Annotated in this window: 21 protein-coding genes and 1 tRNA gene; 6 read left to right on the forward strand and 16 right to left on the reverse strand. The window is 35.3% G+C overall.

Features of this window, described 5'->3' with window-relative positions; translation table 11 throughout:
- Positions 1 to 97 precede the first annotated feature (97 nt).
- The 14 genes from hpf (ACXR6G_RS02680) to ACXR6G_RS02745 form a co-directional block, all read right to left on the reverse strand.
- Positions 98 to 397 carry a ribosome hibernation-promoting factor, HPF/YfiA family gene (gene hpf, locus ACXR6G_RS02680; protein ID WP_458359852.1) on the reverse strand — a complete coding sequence of 100 codons (300 nt, stop codon included), beginning with the start codon at positions 395 to 397 and terminating at the stop codon, positions 98 to 100.
- 17 nt (positions 398 to 414) lie between these two features.
- Positions 415 to 1299, reverse strand: coding sequence for a tyrosine-type recombinase/integrase (locus ACXR6G_RS02685; RefSeq protein ID WP_458359853.1), 885 nt, complete (start codon positions 1297 to 1299; stop codon positions 415 to 417).
- A gap of 73 nt (positions 1300 to 1372) precedes the next feature.
- The gene (rpsU, locus tag ACXR6G_RS02690; protein WP_458359854.1) at positions 1373 to 1564 is read right to left on the reverse strand and encodes a 30S ribosomal protein S21; all 192 of its coding nucleotides are present in this window, start codon (positions 1562 to 1564) and stop codon (positions 1373 to 1375) included.
- Positions 1565 to 1739: 175 nt separating this feature from the next.
- Positions 1740 to 2975 (reverse strand): helix-hairpin-helix domain-containing protein, encoded by a 1236-nt coding sequence (locus tag ACXR6G_RS02695; RefSeq protein ID WP_458359855.1) that lies wholly within the window; start codon positions 2973 to 2975, stop codon positions 1740 to 1742.
- A gap of 229 nt (positions 2976 to 3204) precedes the next feature.
- Positions 3205 to 3684, reverse strand: coding sequence for an NADH-quinone oxidoreductase subunit NuoE family protein (locus ACXR6G_RS02700; protein ID WP_458359856.1), 480 nt, complete (start codon positions 3682 to 3684; stop codon positions 3205 to 3207).
- Positions 3685 to 3781: 97 nt separating this feature from the next.
- Positions 3782 to 5545, reverse strand: coding sequence for an NADH-dependent [FeFe] hydrogenase, group A6 (locus tag ACXR6G_RS02705; RefSeq protein WP_458359857.1), 1764 nt, complete (start codon positions 5543 to 5545; stop codon positions 3782 to 3784).
- Positions 5546 to 5566: 21 nt separating this feature from the next.
- A complete protein-coding gene (locus ACXR6G_RS02710; RefSeq protein ID WP_458359858.1) occupies positions 5567 to 7357 on the reverse strand; it encodes an NADH-ubiquinone oxidoreductase-F iron-sulfur binding region domain-containing protein in 1791 nt (596 codons plus the stop codon).
- 21 nt (positions 7358 to 7378) lie between these two features.
- Complete coding sequence (locus ACXR6G_RS02715) at positions 7379 to 7771, reverse strand: (2Fe-2S) ferredoxin domain-containing protein (protein WP_458359859.1); 393 nt, start codon at positions 7769 to 7771, stop codon at positions 7379 to 7381.
- A 36-nt stretch (positions 7772 to 7807) separates the two neighbouring features.
- Complete coding sequence (locus tag ACXR6G_RS02720) at positions 7808 to 8347, reverse strand: ATP-binding protein (RefSeq protein WP_458359860.1); 540 nt, start codon at positions 8345 to 8347, stop codon at positions 7808 to 7810.
- Positions 8348 to 8357: 10 nt separating this feature from the next.
- Positions 8358 to 9095 carry a PHP domain-containing protein gene (locus ACXR6G_RS02725; RefSeq protein ID WP_458359861.1) on the reverse strand — a complete coding sequence of 246 codons (738 nt, stop codon included), beginning with the start codon at positions 9093 to 9095 and terminating at the stop codon, positions 8358 to 8360.
- Between the two features lie 8 nt (positions 9096 to 9103).
- Positions 9104 to 9442, reverse strand: a complete 339-nt coding sequence (locus ACXR6G_RS02730) for a serine kinase (protein ID WP_458359862.1) — start codon at positions 9440 to 9442, stop codon at positions 9104 to 9106.
- A gap of 2 nt (positions 9443 to 9444) precedes the next feature.
- A complete protein-coding gene (locus ACXR6G_RS02735) occupies positions 9445 to 10806 on the reverse strand; it encodes a [Fe-Fe] hydrogenase large subunit C-terminal domain-containing protein (protein ID WP_458359863.1) in 1362 nt (453 codons plus the stop codon).
- A 4-nt stretch (positions 10807 to 10810) separates the two neighbouring features.
- A complete protein-coding gene (locus ACXR6G_RS02740) occupies positions 10811 to 11224 on the reverse strand; it encodes an ATP-binding protein (protein WP_458359864.1) in 414 nt (137 codons plus the stop codon).
- A 9-nt stretch (positions 11225 to 11233) separates the two neighbouring features.
- Complete coding sequence (locus ACXR6G_RS02745; protein ID WP_458359865.1) at positions 11234 to 11581, reverse strand: hypothetical protein; 348 nt, start codon at positions 11579 to 11581, stop codon at positions 11234 to 11236.
- Positions 11582 to 12099: 518 nt separating this feature from the next.
- Between ACXR6G_RS02745 and ACXR6G_RS02750 the strand changes: the two genes are divergently transcribed.
- The 5 genes from ACXR6G_RS02750 to hpf (ACXR6G_RS02770) all read left to right on the forward strand — a co-directional run bounded on the left by ACXR6G_RS02750 (position 12100) and on the right by hpf (ACXR6G_RS02770) (position 16511).
- The gene (locus tag ACXR6G_RS02750; protein ID WP_458359866.1) at positions 12100 to 12906 is read left to right on the forward strand and encodes a hypothetical protein; all 807 of its coding nucleotides are present in this window, start codon (positions 12100 to 12102) and stop codon (positions 12904 to 12906) included.
- Between the two features lie 116 nt (positions 12907 to 13022).
- Positions 13023 to 13973 carry a glycerophosphodiester phosphodiesterase family protein gene (locus ACXR6G_RS02755; RefSeq protein WP_458359867.1) on the forward strand — a complete coding sequence of 317 codons (951 nt, stop codon included), beginning with the start codon at positions 13023 to 13025 and terminating at the stop codon, positions 13971 to 13973.
- Positions 13974 to 14064: 91 nt separating this feature from the next.
- Positions 14065 to 15261 carry a sodium:calcium antiporter gene (locus tag ACXR6G_RS02760; protein WP_458359868.1) on the forward strand — a complete coding sequence of 399 codons (1197 nt, stop codon included), beginning with the start codon at positions 14065 to 14067 and terminating at the stop codon, positions 15259 to 15261.
- 68 nt (positions 15262 to 15329) lie between these two features.
- Positions 15330 to 15953, forward strand: coding sequence for a hypothetical protein (locus ACXR6G_RS02765; RefSeq protein WP_458359869.1), 624 nt, complete (start codon positions 15330 to 15332; stop codon positions 15951 to 15953).
- 270 nt (positions 15954 to 16223) lie between these two features.
- Positions 16224 to 16511, forward strand: a complete 288-nt coding sequence (gene hpf, locus ACXR6G_RS02770) for a ribosome hibernation-promoting factor, HPF/YfiA family (RefSeq protein WP_458359960.1) — start codon at positions 16224 to 16226, stop codon at positions 16509 to 16511.
- 54 nt (positions 16512 to 16565) lie between these two features.
- Here hpf (ACXR6G_RS02770) and ACXR6G_RS02775 read toward each other — a convergent pair whose 3' ends face one another.
- A complete protein-coding gene (locus ACXR6G_RS02775) occupies positions 16566 to 17003 on the reverse strand; it encodes a (4Fe-4S)-binding protein (RefSeq protein ID WP_458359870.1) in 438 nt (145 codons plus the stop codon).
- Between the two features lie 247 nt (positions 17004 to 17250).
- Between ACXR6G_RS02775 and ACXR6G_RS02780 the strand changes: the two genes are divergently transcribed.
- Positions 17251 to 17323 (forward strand) — tRNA-Trp (locus ACXR6G_RS02780).
- 65 nt (positions 17324 to 17388) lie between these two features.
- Here ACXR6G_RS02780 and ACXR6G_RS02785 read toward each other — a convergent pair.
- Positions 17389 to 18951 carry an NAD(P)/FAD-dependent oxidoreductase gene (locus ACXR6G_RS02785; RefSeq protein WP_458359871.1) on the reverse strand — a complete coding sequence of 521 codons (1563 nt, stop codon included), beginning with the start codon at positions 18949 to 18951 and terminating at the stop codon, positions 17389 to 17391.
- Between the last annotated feature and the right edge of the window lie 25 nt (positions 18952 to 18976).

Here is an 18976-nt window from a genome sequence, read left to right on the forward strand (position 1 = left end):
AGACCATTCGATTCAGGACATACAATCCCCTCACAAATGGTCTGCAAATGTAAAAACATTTTACCTATATAACAAAACTATCAAATAATTTTTCCAATTATTTTCCTCGAAGTTTATCTTTACGCTTTGTGATTTGGCGTTTCAACGCATCTGCCGCTAAATCAACTGCTTCTTCGAACGTTTTGCTTTGCTTTTGTGCAAATATATCACCTCCCGGGATATTAAATTTTATCTCTACTTCTTTATTTTCTACTACTGATGGTTTTTCGGTTCTTAAAAAGACCTCAACGTTCGTCACATCATCATCAAGTTTAAGTAATTTACTCACTCTTCCCTTAACAAAATCTTCCAACTGTGCATCAGCACTGAAACCAACTGCTTGAATGTTTACTTTCATACTCTATCCTCCATGTTTTAAGCTCTGGGGTGAGCCTGTTTATAAATATCGTTTAACCTCTCAAAGCTTGTATGAGTGTATATTTGAGTTGCAGACAAATTAGAATGTCCCAACAGCTCTTTTATAGCATTCAACTCAGCTCCATTATTAAGTAAATGTGTCGCAAAAGTATGGCGTAACACGTGAGGACTTTTTTTCGAAAGTGTTGTAACCTTAGATAAATGTTTTATCACTATCCTATACAACAACTTTTCGTATGCGGGTTTCGCTTTGTTTGTAACAAATAAAAACCCATCCCTACTGGAACAAACCAGGAACCTATGCTCTAAATACTCATCAAGAAGTGTTTCGAGAATATTACTAACAGGAATAATCCTCTCCCTATTTCTTTTACCTAAAACCCGAACAACAGAGGCTGAACGATCAAAACTTGACAACTTTAGGTTCATCAACTCAGATAAACGCATGCCAGTATGATAAAACATTTCAACTACCAGTCTGTCTCGAATCCCTTCGAACCCTTCACCAAAATCAATCTCTTGTAACAATCGCATACTGTGCTCGGCAACAAAATTCGGAAGCTTCTTCCCTTGCCTAGGCCCAACAACTTTATCCATTGGATTTTGTTGTATCAGCGATTCTCGCAACAAATATTTAAAAAAGGACTTCAAAGAAGATAATTTCCTATTTACAGTTCGGGCTGAGCAGCCTTCATTCATTAAAAAAACAATCCACTTTCTAACATCTTTGAAATTCAAATCAACAATTTCACCTTCTTCAATCCCATAGGACGATAAAAACGAATAAAATTGACTTAAATCACAATCGTAAGATACCAAAGTATGTTTGGAGTATCGTTTCTCATATTGTAAATAAGACAGAAAAGATTCCTTATATCTCATACACTTTCAATTCATAGTCTAGATAAACTAAATTACAAAAAAAATAAGACATCGAAACCTTTTTCAAAAGAAATTAATCTTCGTTCATTTGCATTTGCTGAACATAAACCGCGTGGATTTTTTCTTTTCTTTTTCTAATTGAAGGCTTCACATAAACCTGTCTTCCACGTAATTCTTTGATTACACCAGTTTTTTCGAATTTTCTTTTGAATTTTTTTAAGGCTCTTTCAATGTTTTCGCCTTCCTTCATAGGAATAATAATCATAGTTTCTTCTTTTATTTAATTATTTCTAAATGAGCCGCAAACTTATTAATTCATTCACGATAATTCAAGCAAATTTATAAAAATCTGACCAAATACTTTCATTTTAATTGATTCATGTGCAAAACTCAAGTAATTAGACGATTTTTAGCGTCGAAATAAGCCAATTTACAGCGATTTATTTCAAAATTAAATATGGTTTTACTCTATTAAAGGTCGAATCTTGGAATATTTTCTTCTTTCTAAGACTTTCCAAGTCAAAAATTTGCCCTTTTCGTCTTCTTAAACGTAAAATATCAGATGCTTCTTTATAACTAATATATGGATGAATACTCAACTCATCAATCGTAGCAATATTAACATTAATGCAACGCAAATAACTCAAGTCGATTGTCAAAGATGAACGGATACTATCAACCCGACTCTTTTTTAAACCATAAACATCTACCAATTGATTAATACTATAAAAACCGCCTAACTTATCTCGATAATTAATAATACGCTGAGAAAAATAAGGACCAATCCCAGGCAAATCAAGAAGCTGAATCGAATCTGCCCTATTCAAATCAATCTTAAGCTTTTCATCAATCTCTTTTTTAGAGATATTTATATACGAATGCAATTCTAAATACTTCAAGGAATCGAATCCATATATTTTCTTCAAATCTTCTGCCTTTCCGAAATAGCCTCCTTTAGATAAAAACTTCTTTACTCTATTAATAGTACTTTTCTCAACTCCCAAACTATCCCAAGCTCTCCTGCTTATAATATTAGGATCGAACGAAAACAAGTGACTTCTACTCTCGTTTTGATCTGATTCTATCAGAACATATTTTTCATATTTTTTAAAGTCAGAAGAATCAATCCCATAAATTTTCATCAAATCTTCCTTAGTATTAAACCGACCAGACTTTCTTCTATAATTAAGAATATTGCGTGTTTGAAATTTTGAAAAACCCAAATTTAAAAGAGCCATAGAATCAGCCTTATTAGGATCAAATGCCCTTAGCTGTGCCTTAAATCCAGAACTATTATTAGATTTCTTCGAGGGGATTTTAACAAAAGGCTTTAGTTTTTGATACAATCCGTCCGTCATACCATACAACTTCTTTAGGTCACTACCTTTTGATATTCGAGCTCCTGATCTTCTATAATTCAAAAGATTCTTTGTCTGATAATTTGAGAAACCCAATGATAACAAACCTAAGCTGTCAATTTTATTCGGATCAAAGAAGAATAAATCTTGAGCTTTAGTCGTTTCCTGCCTACTATCAGGCTTGGATTGCATAACTGCCAAAAGGCTATCCAATTGTTTCTGCTTCTCAGTATTCCTATCCCAAACGGGAACATTATCGCTATTAATAAAGATGGGATACACAAAAACGCCGACTAGAATGGTCAGAAGAATAATCACACTCCTCCTTTCGGAAGAAGAAAACGAAAAATAAGTTTTTAGATGCTTTTTGAAAGACATATCTATATAGTGATAACAACATTACCCATTCAGCCACAACCAACCTAATCCGATTACTACACTGAAATTATAATAAATTTATCACTATACAAACTTAACAAACGGGTACTTATAGCAAAAAAAAAGCCTTCGGTAATTCCGAAGGCTTCATTATCTATTAAATCAAAACTTAGTTTTGATACTCTTTTAAGATATCAGCAACATCACCTGCTGCAACACGTCCATAGGTACGTTCACCAATTGTTACAACTGGAGCCAAGCCACAAGCACCTACGCAACGAAGACATGAGATAGAAAACTTACCATCCTCAGTCGTTTCTCCGATAGGCACCTTAAGGTGCTTTTTAAATTCTTCTAACACCTTTTCTGCACCACGTACATAACAAGCTGTACCCATACAAACAGAAATTGGGAATTCGCCCATAGGCACCATAGTAAAGAATGAATAGAAAGTAACCACACCATATACATGTGCAACTGAAACATTCAATTCGCGAGCAACAACCTCCTGAATTTCAGCAGGAAGATAACCGAAGCTATGCTGAGCTTGATGAAGAACATTAATCAGCTCACTGCCTTCATTATTAAATGATTTGCAAATATCGATAAGCTTTTCAATCTTATCTTTTGCTAATTTTATTTTTGCCATAATACTTATATTTAAGATATGAGATTATAGATATGAGATATGAGTCAGATGCAAAAATCTAAAAGCTCACATCTCAATTCTCAAATCCATTGTAATACTATTCAATTTCGATTTCATTTTTCTTGTCGAAATAGTGAGTATGCAGCAATTTATGCGACAATTCACCACAAGGCTTACCCAAGAACTCTTCATACAACTTAATGATGTATGGGTTTTCATGAGACTTACGAATAGCCTTACCAGCATCTTCACGATAAAGTGCAGCAGCACGCTTAGCTAAGACAGAAGTATCACCATGGTGTAATGGCTGACCACCACCACCAATACATCCACCAGGACAAGCCATGATTTCAATTGCATGGTAGTTTGATTTGCCATCACGAACTTCTTCAAGCAACTTACGTGCATTTCCAAGTCCATGTGCAATACCTATATTAACCTCTAAGCCATCGAAATCGACTTTAGCACTACGAATACCTTCCATACCACGAAGAGCGTTGAAGTCGACTTTTTCAAGCGTTTTTCCAGTATAAACTTCGTAAGCTGTACGAGTTGCAGCTTCGATAACACCACCAGTAGCACCAAAAATGACACCAGCACCAGTTGACTCACCCATTGGGTTATCAAAATCTTCTTCAGGAAGAGCAACAAAGTCCATATTAGCTTGCTTGATCAAGTTCGCTAATTCGCGAGTTGAGATAGAATAGTTCACATCAGGATCACCATCAACCTTAAACTCATCACGCTGACATTCGTATTTCTTAGCCAAACAAGGCATAATTGAAACAACAATCATATCCTCACGCTTGACACCCATTTCTTTTGCCAAATAATTTTTAGCAATAGGACCAAACATTTGCTGAGGAGAACGAGCAGTTGAAGGAATCTCTTTCATCTCTGGGAAGTGATGCTCAAAGAAATTCACCCAACCTGGACAACATGAAGTCAAAATTGGCAATTTAACATCCTTGTCACCTTTTAAGTGAGCATCAAGGCGCTGTAGCAATTCAGTACCTTCCTCCATAATGGTAAGGTCAGCAGCAAAGTCAGTATCAAATACACTATCGAAACCTAAGCCACGAAGCGCTGCAACCATTTTACCAGTTACCAAAGTACCAACTTCCATACCAAACTCTTCACCTAGAGCAGCACGTACAGCAGGTGCAGTTTGAACGACAACCGTTTTATTAGGATTCGCAAGGTCTCTAATCAACTGATTAGTATGATCCTTCTCAGTAAGAGCTCCTGTAGGACATACAGCAACACACTGACCACAATAAGTACAAGTAGATCTCTCAAGATCCATCTCGAAAGCTGGAGCAACTACGGATTCGAATCCACGGTTAACAGCAGAAAGAGCACCAACAGTTTGTACATCGTTACACATTGTTTCACAACGACGACACATGATACATTTATCCATATCACGAATGATAGCTGGAGACGTATCAACCTTGTATGTAGATTTGGCTCCTGCATAATGAATTTCGCGAACACCCAGATTTTGAGCAATAGTCTGCAAATCACAGTTACCTGATTTTGCACAAACCAGACAGTCAAATGGATGATCAGAAAGCATCAATTCCATAACTGTTTTACGAGCATTCAAAACTCTCATAGAGTGAGTTTTGATATTCATTCCAGCTTCGCACTTTGAGTTACATGAAGGTGCTAGGTTTCTTCTACCGTCAACTTCAACAACACAAATACGACATCCACCTGGATTATGCTCGATATTCATATCCTCAAGGTGCATGTGACAAAGAGTTGGTATTTCAACACCAATCTGCTTTGCTGCTGTGAGCATAGTGGTTCCTTTCGCAACCTCTACCTCTTTATTATCAATGGTTAATTTTATCATTTGTTCCATTTTCAATCCTCCTTATTGTATGCTAATGGCATTAAACTTACACTTATCCATACAAGCACCACACTTAATACATTTTTCAACGTCGATAATATGAGCTTCCTTACGTTCTCCAGCAATACAATCAACCGGACAGTTACGCGCACAAAGCGTACAACCTACACAGAGTTCAGGATCAACAACATATTGCATTAATGCCTTACATTCCCCAGCAGTACACTTATGATCTTCAACGTGAGCTAAATATTCATCGTGAAAATTCTCAAGAGTAGATAAAACTGGATTTGGAGAAGTTTGACCTAATCCACAAAGAGAGGTATCTTTAATGACACCACTTAGGTTGCGCAATAAATCTAAATCTTCTTTAGTTCCTTTACCTTCAGTAATCTTATCTAACATTTCATGAAGTCGCTTGTTACCAACACGACAAGGTGTACATTTCCCACAAGATTCTTCAACTGTAAAGTCAAGATAGAATTTTGCCATAGAAACCATACAGTTGTCTTCGTCCATAACAATCATACCACCTGATCCCATCATAGAACCAACTGCTAGAAGGTTATCAAAATCGATAGGTGTATCAAGGTGCTTCTCAGTTAAACAACCACCAGAAGGACCACCTGTTTGAACAGCCTTAAATTTCTTTCCATCTTTGATACCCCCACCAATTTCGTAAATTACTTCACGAAGAGTAGTACCCATAGGAACTTCAATCAGACCAACGTTATTGATCTTTCCTGCCAATGCAAAAACCTTAGTACCTTTTGATTTTTCGGTCCCAATAGAACTAAACCATTCAGCACCTTTGTTGATGATAACAGGAATGTTAGCAAAAGTCTCAACATTGTTTACGTTAGTTGGCTTACCATTATAGCCTGATTCCGCTGGGAATGGAGGCTTAACCGTTGGCTCACCACGAAGACCTTCCATAGAGTGGATCAAAGCAGTTTCTTCACCACATACAAAAGCTCCAGCACCATAACGCATTTCCACGTCGAAGTTAAAACCAGAACCTAAAATATCCTTACCTAATAAACCATAGTCGCGAGCTTGCTTAATTGCAACTTTCAAACGCTCAATAGCAAGTGGGTACTCAGCACGAATATAGATAACACCTAAGTCAGCACCCATTGTGTAACCACAAATGGCCATTGCTTCTAATACAGAGTGTGGATCACCTTCAAGGATTGAACGATCCATAAATGCGCCTGGATCTCCCTCATCAGCATTACAAACCACATATTTTTGATCAGCTTCGTTTTTAGAAGCAAATTCCCACTTCAATCCAGTTGGGAATCCTCCTCCTCCTCGTCCACGAAGACCTGATGCTTTTACAATATCAATAACTGCTTGCTGAGTCATTTCAAAACACTTACCTAGTGCAGAATAACCGTCACGAGCAATATATTCGTCAATATTCTCTGGATTAATAAATCCACAGTTTCTTAGAGCAATACGAATTTGTTTCTTGTAGAAACCCATATTCTTTGCATCGCTTACAACTTCTTTCTTATCAGGATCAGTATAAAGTAAACGCATTACCTGGCGTCCTTTAATAATATGCTCCTCGATAATTTCTTCAACATCTTCCGGTTTCACCTCAACATAGAATGTATTATCTGGAAGAATTTTCACAATTGGTCCTTTTTCACAAAAACCAAAGCAACCTGTAGTCACTACCTGCACTTCGTCATCAAGCCCTTTAGCTTTAAGTGCATTTTCTAAATTAGATTGAATAAGCTCACTTGCAGATGCTCTACACCCTGTTCCTCCACAAATAAGAATATGCATTTTATACTTTTCCATAACAGTGTTTAGGTTTAGATATTAGTCAATAGTATTGTAGTTTACAGGAATAATCCCATCAACCAATTCACCATTCTTAATGTACTTCTCAATAATCTCATCGGCTCTTTTCACATCAACATCACCAAAAACTATTGGATCTTTACCAGGTATAATAACCTCGATAGTTGGTTCCGCAAAACAATAGCCCATGCAGCCCGTTTGGGTAACAATAGCTGAAATTCCTCTCTTAGCACTTTCTTCGATAAAGAAATTCATTACTTCTTTTGCACCAGAAGCAATACCACAAGTAGCCATACCTACTTTAACTTGCACCATACTATCTGGAGCATCACTCTTTTCTCTAAGATCCATTTTCGACTGAAGATCTTCTTTCATTCTCTTCAGATCTGCAAGAGATTTTACTTTTGCCATAATCTCAAATATTAAAGGTTAGAAACTAAATTCAATTTATATTATTGTACTGATATTCTCGTTTATCATCTCTTTTAGATAAACCAGAATATTAGGGTCACTTAAGGACACTCCTTCTAAAACATCTTTTACTTCTTTGGTATCAAACACATATTCACCTTCGGCGGTTGTGTGCTTATATAAAAAATCCATTTCTGGATTACCTCCAACCAATAACATCATGGTTTCGGCTATATTACCTAAAACAGGTCTGTCAATATTCGAATGAGAAAAAAGCACTTCAAGCTTCGTTCCTTTTCCTTCTTCAGACCATATATTTAGACTTCCTCCTGTCTGTTCAGCATTTTGCTTCAGCAGCGAAATGCCCAAACCCACTTTTCGTGTCGTACGAGAAGTAAAGAAAGGGTCAGCTACTTTTGCTAAAACCTCGGCAGACATCCCACAGCCATTGTCTTTAAATATCAATTTATAAACATCGGCTTTAACATCTTCAAGTATCTCAAACTCAACAAGACTCGCATTGGCTCTCACCGAGTTTTGAATAATATCCATGATATGTTCTGACAAGTCTCTCACTTCTTCTAATTTATAGATCTACAAATCGCCCTTCTTCATTCCTCATAGCCATTTTCACTTCATTAAAGCTAGCTTCCATCATTTGGAATTTTGTGTATACTTCACCAACGAGATCAATACTATGAGCGTCGGAGCTTTTTATAAATGTTTTATCTTTCAAATAAGCATTCTTTTCCAAGAACGACTCTTTACTAATATGTCTTGTTATCTCGAGTGCATCCACATTCAAATCGAAAGGCACAAAGCCTAATTGAGAGATAACACTGTTTTGCATTTTGTTTATATGAGCTGGAATAAATAAGCCTTCCAGTTCATGAACCTTCTTTTCTAATTGATCGATGCTCTGACTAATACCAGAAATCAACAACCATTCAACTTCGTCTATAATCTCTTCAGCTTCATTAACCACAACTTGATAACCAAATTTATCGTTATCATTAGCGATATGCGGCAAATACGCTTCTAAATACGTTTGAAAAACAGCTAATTGCTCTTCAGTTTCAAAAAAACAAAGACAGTGCACTTCCTCTTTTGTTGTCACCTCCGCCCCCATCATCACAAGCATCCCCTGCTTTGCAGCCATTTTTTTTATTAGCGATGCGTGTAAGGTTGAGTTATGATCGCTTATTCCTAATATATCTATCCCTCGTTCTTTTGCCTTCTCTACAATATTCACAGGACTCATCTCCAAATCTCCACAAGGAGAAAGTACTGTATGTGTATGTAAATCGACTCGAAACGTTCGCATAATTTCAATTATTCATCACTAATTAGCTTATAAAGCTTTCCAGTCAATTCAAAGGCTTCCTCCTCTGATGATAGAATTGGAATTCCTTCAACATTACTTTGCTCTGCAGCGTCGGCTTCGGGTTCGTATCCTTTAACCAAAATGACAGCAGCTAGTTCTTTCAATGAAGCAATTGCCATGATATTCTTGTGAGTTTGAAGTGTCACCCAAACTTGATCGTTATCAGCATTCCCCATAACGTCGCTCAATAAATCGGAAGTATAACCACCTTCAATTTCATTACTCAAACCTTGTTCTCCCGAACAAACTTTTAAGCCTAATTTCTCAACAATATCGCTTACTTTCATTATTATTTATTTTTAATCGTCTTCTTTTCAAAACGTCCTTTTCCCCATGTACTCTCCGAAATATCGAAAGACTCTTGAGGGCTTATCAATTCTTCTTTTGCTAGCATTTTCTGTAGAAACACACACTGCGTCATCTTAGCTTTTCCCTGAACAATATCCTCGGCCAAAACTTTACATTTGGGTGCTCCACAAGCTCCACAATCAATACCAGGTAGAACTCGCATGATACGTTGGATCTTTTTCATTTTATCCATGGCTATCATCATATCGGAATCCAGACTTAATATAGACCTTGGATCAATTTCTGAAATTGCCATGTTCTTTAACAAAAAAGGACGATAAGACGTATACATTTCTTCAGACTCTTTTTGCTTCTTTATATCTTTATTGGCTCGCTTACTTAAACGCTCCACTGCTAAAAACCTATTTTCTGTACTCAACACACCGCCAGCACAACTTCTATCGCAAGCTCTCAGTTCAAGAAAATCAACATCTGTGATTTCTTCATTCTCTAACTTATCTAAAAATGCTATTACATTATGAATCTCATCAATAGCCAAACACCGACCTGCATATTGAGACGCCTCACCATTGGTTAGTGTCCACTCTATACTCGTTTTTGACAAATGACGATAATTCGAAACAGTTTGCTTTTCCTTACTATTCTTCTTAATACTCAACATGACCTTATTATAAATAAAGTCCATATTAATGACCCCGTCAATTAGTAATTCGTTCTCACCAACAGGCGATTTAACTGCTGCAATCTTAGCAGCACAAGGGGTGATATAAAAAATGCCTATTTCCTCATTATTAAAACCTTCATCAATTAACTTCTTGCGATAGAATTGAGAAGATATATCAACAACTGGCTTCAAGCGTACAATATTTTCAACTAATGAAGGAAAGCGCACTTGAATTAAGCGTACAATTGCTGGACAAAAACTAGATATAAATGGACGCATCTGTGTATGCTTTCGCATATACTCTTTTGTACCATCAATCAACAAATCAACTGCCTCATCAACTTCAAAAACATGAGTAAATCCCATATCGTGAATAACCGAATAGATTTGTTCTTCAGTTATTTCATCAGGAAATTGCCCTAACAGCACAGTAGGCAATAGAGCTACTCGTTGCTTAAAACTAAAAATCTGGTTAAAGTCGTCCTGTTCAACAATAATAGCATTCACAGGACAAGCTTTTAAGCACTCGCCACAATCAACACATGCATTTTTATCAATATCAGCTATCCCATTTTTCACACGAATTGCCTTAGTTGGACATACATTAATACAATGTGTACAACCAATACAAACGTTTTCGACAACTTTCAGAGCATGATAAAAAGGCAGCTTTTCCATTGTTCTAATTTAAATAGTTAATTAGTTCAATTTCTGTCCCCACACCAACCTCAGACTTAACATTTAGTTCATTAGTGTTTTTCTTTATATTAGGCAATCCCATTCCGGCGCCAAATCCCATCTCTCTTACTTCGGGTGAAGCAGTGGAATATCCTTTTTGCATAGCCAATTCAATATCTGGAATCCCAGGCCCCTTATCAACGATGCGTACAATAATTTTTTCTGGAGATATTGAGACGTTCATTTCCCCTTCGTAAGCGTGAGCCACAACATTAACTTCTGCTTCGTATATTGAAACAACAATTCTCTTTATTAGCTTCGGATCAACATTTAGCTTCTTTAAGATCTTCTTAACATCGCTAGAAGCCGTACCTGCCTTTGAAAAATTTCCCCCTTCTATATCAAATTTAAAATCCATCTGTCAGAATTAATAAACGGGTTCCAAACCCATATTACACAAAAGCGAACAAGCGCGAAACATCGAATAACGACACTCTATTATAGTAATCCCACTTTCTTCTGCGAGATTTTTCATTTCATCAGAGGCTTTTTTATCACGTACAAATAATATGTACAAAATATCGGACATCTCAGAGGTTCTAATCGTTTGTAAATTATTCAAACCTGTTACCAATAAAAGGTTATCAGAATCAATAGTCAAGACATCACTCATTAGATCAGAAGCAAAACCAAAATCGATATCTTGATTTAAATCTGTATTACCACAGACAATATGAGCATTTAAATTATCAAGTATTTGAGATACCTTTATCATTCTTAACTTTTAGGTTATGTTCAGTTGTATTCCTAGACAACGATGCTAAGATAAGAAATAGAGCAAGATAAAAGAATGCTCACAGGCGGAATAGGGGGAAAATTATAAAATACATATTTAGTCTAAATAACTATGCTTCACAACAGTTTTTAATGAGTATTAATAAAGGAAGCTCCTGTAAACTAGAGTTTAGACATAACCGGAATCATTACTCTAGTAAAACATGCTGAAAAACACGACACACCCCCTATGTTTATTATAGCACCCGTAATTTTAAGCTAAAAGAGATTCAAGCTTAACTCCACGTTTATGGTAAACATGAAACGACTTTATTTATCAACAAAAACCGCTAGATAGATATCAGTTTAAAATCAATAAAAATTGAACATTAATGCTTGAAAAAGAGATTTTGGTATGAATTATTATCTTAGATTCACAACAATTAACCATTAAGTTAAAAAGTAGGGTATAGATTTTCAATTATTACTACTTCATTTAGCTCTTTTTTTCTCTAATTCATGTATAAAAAAAATCAACATATATTACTTCTTATTCAGCATTTGGACCAAAACAAGAATGCATTAAATCACGCTCTAAAAATTGCTAATATATTTAAGTCAAAAGTATTAGTATCAAATTCACCTTTTGCGAAAAATAAAATTGCAGATAGAGATCTGGAAAATTACATTTCAGATTATGACAATGTGGATGCGATTCAACTACAAGTCACAAAGGACCAGCCAAATAAAATGATCAAACAACTCAATATCATCTTTATGCTTATTGAGCTTGATAAAAAAAATGATTTCAAATTCTTTTTAAATAATAACATCTTCTCATGGGTTCTCAATGCTAAAATCCCAACATTTATTGTAGGAAACAAAACATCAATAAAAACGGATTATTCTAATATAATTCTGCCAATTGATCACAAAAAAGAATCGAAAGAGAAAATGATTTGGGCAAGTTATTTTGGAAGATTCAACAATGCTGTGGTACAACTCATCCCTGCTACTGAAAAAGAGGATGCATTCATGAAAACAATTAGGAACACGCTGTTATTTACAAAAAAGATGTTCTCTCAATTCATTTTTGATTATAGAATTCACAAATCAAAATTCTCGAGCAAACATATCGACGAGGAAGCCTTCAAAGTGTCGACCACAAAAGAATCAGATCTAGTTGTTTTAATGACTGGAAAAGCACAAGGGATCTTCTTTCTTAGATACAATTCAAAAAAAATAAAACACTATATTAATTCATATCCCAATCCTATTCTCTTGATTAATCCTATGAAAGATTATTACCTCCCCTGCGATGGATAAGAATATAGTATCATTGGTCAAAACAAATAAACTAGCAGTCATTTTCTATGATATAAATTGTAAATTAAGTAATGAGCATGTAAAGCACGATTCATTAACTTCTTTTTATTTATCTCATGAAACACCTTCTAACTATATTAATCTTTGTCGTACACATACAGGTCAGCGGTGCTTGTAATCAACGTATAAATATAGAGCAAAGTGAAAATTTCACAAACCACATTGATGGCTTATGTGAAATATTCAACAATTCAAACGATACTTATGTTATGGTAGTTGCTCATAGGGGTGATTGGACTAATGCTCCTGAAAATTCATTACAAGCCATAAAAAATGCAATTGAGATAGGTGTTGATATTGTAGAATTCGATGTACGGTTGACAAAAGATAAAATCCCTGTATTAATGCACGATAAAACCATTGATCGTACAACTACAGGAAAAGGTAAATTATCAAAATGGAAGTTAGATGCATTAAATAAACTTTTCCTGACCGATATAAATGGCAAAGCAACTACCCATAAAATACCAACCCTAGAAGAAGCTCTAACACTTTCAAAAGGGAAAATTTTGATCAATCTAGACAAATGTACGATGCACCTAGATAGAATCGTTGAATATCTAAGAAAGACAAATACTCAAAATCAAGCTATAATCAGAATACGGAAAGACTTTTATAAAACTAGATTACATAAAAGATGCTCAAAAAAAGATCTCATTTACATTCCAAAAATTAAAGACAACAACAATAGATTAAAACACTTATCTCAAAAATATATCAAAGCAAACAAACCTTTTGCTTTTGATATTGATATCACAAAGGAAGATTCATATTTAATTCCTTGTGTTAAGCAAATAAAAGATAAATCCTGTCGTATATGGGTAAGTGCTACAGAAATTGAAAATGTTCGAAATTATAAGCATCTAGCAAAGAATCCAAGTGCAGAAACCAAATGGGGATGGGCTCTAAAAATTGGCGCCAATATCATTTTAACCGATGAACCTGCCTTACTTATAGATTACTTAGAAGATAAAGGATTGAGAAAAAGAAAAATTACTGGTATTTAAATATTCGCTTTCCCGATTTTAATAAAAAAATTACCTTTATTTTCGGGGCGTAAATACGAATAAGTACTGAACTCATCTATTTAAACAAAACATGGACCTTTTCAATCTTATATTCCACACTTGGTACGGTGGTTTATCATTAATGATTCTCTGCTCTATCATAATTGCAAAATCATGCAATTCATTTGAGGTTGCAACGAACTATTTAGGTAGGAACATGAGTGAAGGTGTAAAGGGTGCTTCCTTAAATGCAATTGGATCCTCAATTCCCGAACTTTTAACAACAGTCTTTTTTCTTTTATTCGCATCGCATGCCAACTTAGCACGCGATCTGGCTGCAAGTATAGGAGGTAATACAGGTTCAGCCATATTCAATAGTATTGCTATCCCCATGTTAGTTATTGGAACTGTTTTAGCAACCGTACCTGGCGTAATTGGATTAAAAATCAGCAAGAAAGTTATTCTACGAGATGGTCTATTTCTTATAGCTGCTGAAGTTCTTCTTATCATTTTACTTTCTAGTAAATATATTACGCATTGGCATGGCTGGGCTTTTACCCTTTTTTATTTTATCTATCTTGCGTATACCATGCTATCGATGAAGAAAGGGGAAAGATTCGAACCTCAAACCAGTGATGATAACGAAGACGGTAAGTATCTTAAATATGTATTGAAAGCAAACAAAGGCAGAAAACGCAGAAGTTGGCTACTCTTAGTAGGCTCAACATTAGTCATAGCTGCCGCTTGTGCTGGACTGGTCGAAGGTTGTAAAGCGATTTCAGATTCCTTAGAGATAAACCCTCTTTTTGTTGCATTAATATTAATTGCAGCTGCTAGCAGTGTTCCCGACACGATCATATCAATTAGAGATGCAAAAAAAGGGAACTACGATGATTCTCTGGCTAATATATTAGGATCAAATATTTTTGACATTTCAATCAGCTTAGGACTCCCTCTTGCCTTATTTCTATTATTTACGGATCAAAAAATAGAATTTACCGAAGCAGGATCAACACTCGTTGATATTAGACTCGTACTATTGCTAGTGACCTTAATAACTATTGGAATTTTTTACTTTAGTACCGTTTTAAGAAAACGACATGTTGTTATTTTAGGGATTCTCTATGCCTTATTCTTATTATATGCCATTGGTGCAGCAGAATATTACGCGGGTAGCGAATCATTTTTGGCACAAATAGCTGGCTCATTTATTCAATATCTCAGACAACCAGGAGGTTTAGGAGAATACCTTCAATTAATTGCTAATTATTTAACTTCAGGCTGGTAAAAGATTTTGCTTATATTTAATTATCCATCTAACTTTAAATTACATTCAACACTCTAATTCATTATATCATGTTTAGCTCTTTTGAAGTCATCTATAAATTCTCATTACAATTATTATTGAGTTTCTGGATTCTAGTTTGGTCTATCTGTTCATGGTATGGTGTTGAATTAGCTATCGGCATTAGTATTTGGCAAATACCAGCTACTATTATTGGAACCCTTCTAGCTGTTTTATCTGGAGTTTATTTCTATACGATCCTTTCTATCCCTTATAAACTTTCAAGAAAGTTTGATATTATAAAAGACAAGGTTGCTCTTGAATCTTATCAAAACTGTGAAGATTTTCAGAAAGAAGTTGCTGATTTCATTATTGATTTTTTCAGTTATCCTGGAGCAAACGTCATTGGAGGCAATTTCCATTTTAAAAATTGCCAGAGGTATGATTATAATTCAGGTGAAGAAATAACTAAATTTAAGTCTGACTCAATTACAAAACACAAACTGAAATCAGGGAAAAGAGCTATTTATATTCCTATTATGATTGCTGAGCACAATTTAGGTGATATGCTACTTATAATGGAAGGGAAAACTTTACCTCTTTTCAAGGGAATTATGGCTGATTTCGAGAATTACTTTCTTGATGACCAACTCTACCATGTCCTAAATTCCGTTTCAAGAAATCAAACTAAATAGTACGGAACTAGCATTCCTATTATATTTCAAAAAAAGTTAACAAGCTATCTCTTCTAGAAATAAGGCTCTTAAGTTTAATTAACACTTCCCCATCATAATAATTACGCCCAAAGCCTTTCTTTATTGAAAAATTATATCTACTTTCAAGGTAATAAGATTAATCAATACGGCTATTACAAGCCACATGTGCACTATTACAACTGATCAGTTACTATTTAACGAAATATTAACTCATGCTCTCTTGAGCAATAAAATATAGGAGGAATTGTGATGAATATGAAAATGCAATCCGTAGGTTTTAAAGCAGATAAGAAACTTGAAGCTTTTATCAATCAGAAGTTGAGTAAACTAAATAAATTCGATAATAATATTAGTGATTATAGTGTCACATTAAATATTGAAAATTCAGATCCTAAAGCGAATAAAGTTGTTGAAGTAAGAGTAAACGTTCCTGGAAATGAACTTTTCGCTAAAAAACAATCTAATTCATTTGAAGCAGCTGCAGAACTTGTTGCTGATGCTTTGAGAATTCAGATTCTAAAAAATAAAGAGAAATAATCTTTTAGCCTAATAAATTGAAGCCCTGTTACAGAATGTAGCAGGGCTTTTTTTTTAGTCTTCAAAATCAATAACATTGTGAGATCCATCACAAAAAGGCTTATTCTTAGAGGTACCACAACGACAAAAATACGTTTCACCTGATTTGATTTCTCTCTGCCCATTCGTATTAACCAGAGTTATCAGTCCTTCGACCATTAGTGGTCCCTTAGATAAAACCTTGACCTTCAATCCCGACTCTAAAGCAATTGGACTCTCTCGTTCTTCCTTCTCTGGTATATTCACATAAAATGAAAGCGCTTTGGTTGGACACTTTTTAGTCTGTTGCATTATTTCTTCCTTACTAGCTGCATCTATTTTTATCCAAGGTTGAGTCCCAGGTTGAAAAACGGATGCTAATCCTTTTGAACATACTTCTGAGTGAATACACAAATCAGCCTGGTAGACGATAGTAATTTCACCATTACTGTATTCCTTTTTAGTATTTTTCATATCAGTCGTTTTAAAAAAAATAAGTCAACAAAACTTCTAATTCTTAATTTAACACTTTTAAATGAAAACTTCATTGAAAATTTAACAGCACCTAAGCTTAAACTAAAAAGCTCATTCTTAAAACAGTAGCAAAATCAAGCCTTATAGAAAGAAAAAAACTTATTCTTTCTTTCATAAAACAGCTTGCAGGTGTCAGAATTTATTCTACTTTTGTCAGCGAACAAAGGGGATAACACCTCAATCAAATACGGGTGTAGCTCAGTTGGCAGAGCACTGGTCTCCAAAACCAGGTGTCGGGAGTTCGAGTCTCTCCACCCGTGCAAAAAAAAGAAAGCCTTTCGAATATTTTTCGAAAGGCTTTTTTGTATCTATTAAACTTAGAATATTATTCGAGAAGCATATTATGAAAGGCTTCGGCACAACGTTCACCATCCATTGCAGCTGATACAATCCCACCAGCATAACCAGCACCTTCGCCACATGGAAACAAACCAGAAACTTGAATGTGCTGTAATGTTTTATTATCACGAGGTATTCTTATTGGAGACGATGTTCTAGACTCCACAGCTAATATGACAGCTTCATTAGTAAGAAAGCCTTTCGATTTATTTCCGAAGGTCTTAAAACCGTCCTGAAGGCGGTATCGGATATGCTTTGGCAACCATTCATGCAAATCAGAACTCTTTAGGCCTGGTTGGTATGATGATGCTGGAAGATCAAAACTTTCAACCCCGTCTACAAAATCTTTCATTCTTTGAGCAGGAGCAGTCAAATCTGAACCACCTTTTTCAAATGCCAATTTCTCAAGACTCTCTTGAAATTTCAAACCTGCTAAAGAACCAAACTCTTTGAATTCTTCAAGATCTTCTTCCATCACTTCCACAGCCATTCCCGAATTGGCAAAAGCCGTATTTCTTCGCGAAGATGACATTCCATTTACAACCTGTTGATTATCTCCTGTCGCAGCAGGAACAATAACGCCACCTGGACACATACAAAAAGAGTAAACGCCTCTACCGTCGACTTGATTGACAAAGCTATAACTTGCCGCTGGTAAGTACTCTCCTCGCCCTTCAGGGTTATGATACTGAATTTGATCGATTAAACTCTGAGAATGCTCAATACGAACTCCCATTGCAAAAGTTTTTGCTTCAATGGCAATTTTTTGAGAATCTAAAAGGTAATATATATCTCGGGCAGAATGTCCAGTCGCTAAAATTACGGCTTCAGCCATAAGCTCATCACCAGACTCAAGTCTAACTCCCTTTATCTTATCACCATCAACTATCAAGTGATTTACTTTGGTCGAAAAATGAACTTCACCACCAGCCTGAAGAATACTTTCTCTAATTCGAACAATAACTTTAGGCAATACATCCGTTCCAATATGAGGATGAGCATCAATCAATATATCTTCCTGAGCACCGTGAAAGTGTAAAACTTCAAGGATCTTTTTAAGGTTTCCTCGTTTTTTAGAACGCGTATACAGTTTACCATCTGAAAATGTACCTGCTCCTCCTTCACCAAAACTATAATTTGAATCCGGATCGATCACTCTATCCTTATGAATTGAAGCCAAATCTTTTTTTCTATCCTCTACTCGTTTCCCACGTTCTAGTACAATCGGACAATATCCCAGTTCAATTAACTTTAATGCAGAAAATAAGCCTGCCGGACCTGCTCCAACAACAATCACCTTCTTTTTACCTTCAACATTTTGGTAGGTAAAATCAGATAATTTCAACTCAGGAAAATCCTCATCGTAAGCCACACGAAAACGCATATTTATTTTAATATTTCGCTGACGGGCATCAATTGAACGACGTAATATTTGAATTCCACTAATCCTGTCGCTATTTATGTTTAAACTTTTAGCTACTGGGAATTTGTAATACTTTTCGTCAGAAGCATCACGAGGACTTAAAACCAAATTAATTTCGGTAATCATATTTAAATATGTAAGTTGTGTATGA

The organism is Ancylomarina sp. YFZ004, from assembly GCF_054254355.1.

Coding starts and splice junctions, on each gene's coding strand:
- hpf (WP_458359852.1), bottom strand. CDS start 397: ATGAAAGTAAACATTCAAGCAGTTGGTTTCAGTGCTGATGCACAGTTG.
- ACXR6G_RS02685 (WP_458359853.1), bottom strand. CDS start 1,299: ATGAGATATAAGGAATCTTTTCTGTCTTATTTACAATATGAGAAACGA.
- rpsU (WP_458359854.1), bottom strand. CDS start 1,564: ATGATTATTATTCCTATGAAGGAAGGCGAAAACATTGAAAGAGCCTTA.
- ACXR6G_RS02700 (WP_458359856.1), bottom strand. CDS start 3,684: ATGGCAAAAATAAAATTAGCAAAAGATAAGATTGAAAAGCTTATCGAT.
- ACXR6G_RS02705 (WP_458359857.1), bottom strand. CDS start 5,545: ATGATAAAATTAACCATTGATAATAAAGAGGTAGAGGTTGCGAAAGGA.
- ACXR6G_RS02710 (WP_458359858.1), bottom strand. CDS start 7,357: ATGGAAAAGTATAAAATGCATATTCTTATTTGTGGAGGAACAGGGTGT.
- ACXR6G_RS02715 (WP_458359859.1), bottom strand. CDS start 7,771: ATGGCAAAAGTAAAATCTCTTGCAGATCTGAAGAGAATGAAAGAAGAT.
- ACXR6G_RS02725 (WP_458359861.1), bottom strand. CDS start 9,095: ATGCGAACGTTTCGAGTCGATTTACATACACATACAGTACTTTCTCCT.
- ACXR6G_RS02730 (WP_458359862.1), bottom strand. CDS start 9,442: ATGAAAGTAAGCGATATTGTTGAGAAATTAGGCTTAAAAGTTTGTTCG.
- ACXR6G_RS02735 (WP_458359863.1), bottom strand. CDS start 10,806: ATGGAAAAGCTGCCTTTTTATCATGCTCTGAAAGTTGTCGAAAACGTT.
- ACXR6G_RS02740 (WP_458359864.1), bottom strand. CDS start 11,224: ATGGATTTTAAATTTGATATAGAAGGGGGAAATTTTTCAAAGGCAGGT.
- ACXR6G_RS02745 (WP_458359865.1), bottom strand. CDS start 11,581: ATGATAAAGGTATCTCAAATACTTGATAATTTAAATGCTCATATTGTC.
- ACXR6G_RS02750 (WP_458359866.1), top strand. CDS start 12,100: ATGTATAAAAAAAATCAACATATATTACTTCTTATTCAGCATTTGGAC.
- ACXR6G_RS02755 (WP_458359867.1), top strand. CDS start 13,023: ATGAAACACCTTCTAACTATATTAATCTTTGTCGTACACATACAGGTC.
- ACXR6G_RS02760 (WP_458359868.1), top strand. CDS start 14,065: ATGGACCTTTTCAATCTTATATTCCACACTTGGTACGGTGGTTTATCA.
- ACXR6G_RS02765 (WP_458359869.1), top strand. CDS start 15,330: ATGTTTAGCTCTTTTGAAGTCATCTATAAATTCTCATTACAATTATTA.
- hpf (WP_458359960.1), top strand. CDS start 16,224: ATGAATATGAAAATGCAATCCGTAGGTTTTAAAGCAGATAAGAAACTT.
- ACXR6G_RS02775 (WP_458359870.1), bottom strand. CDS start 17,003: ATGAAAAATACTAAAAAGGAATACAGTAATGGTGAAATTACTATCGTC.
- ACXR6G_RS02785 (WP_458359871.1), bottom strand. CDS start 18,951: ATGATTACCGAAATTAATTTGGTTTTAAGTCCTCGTGATGCTTCTGAC.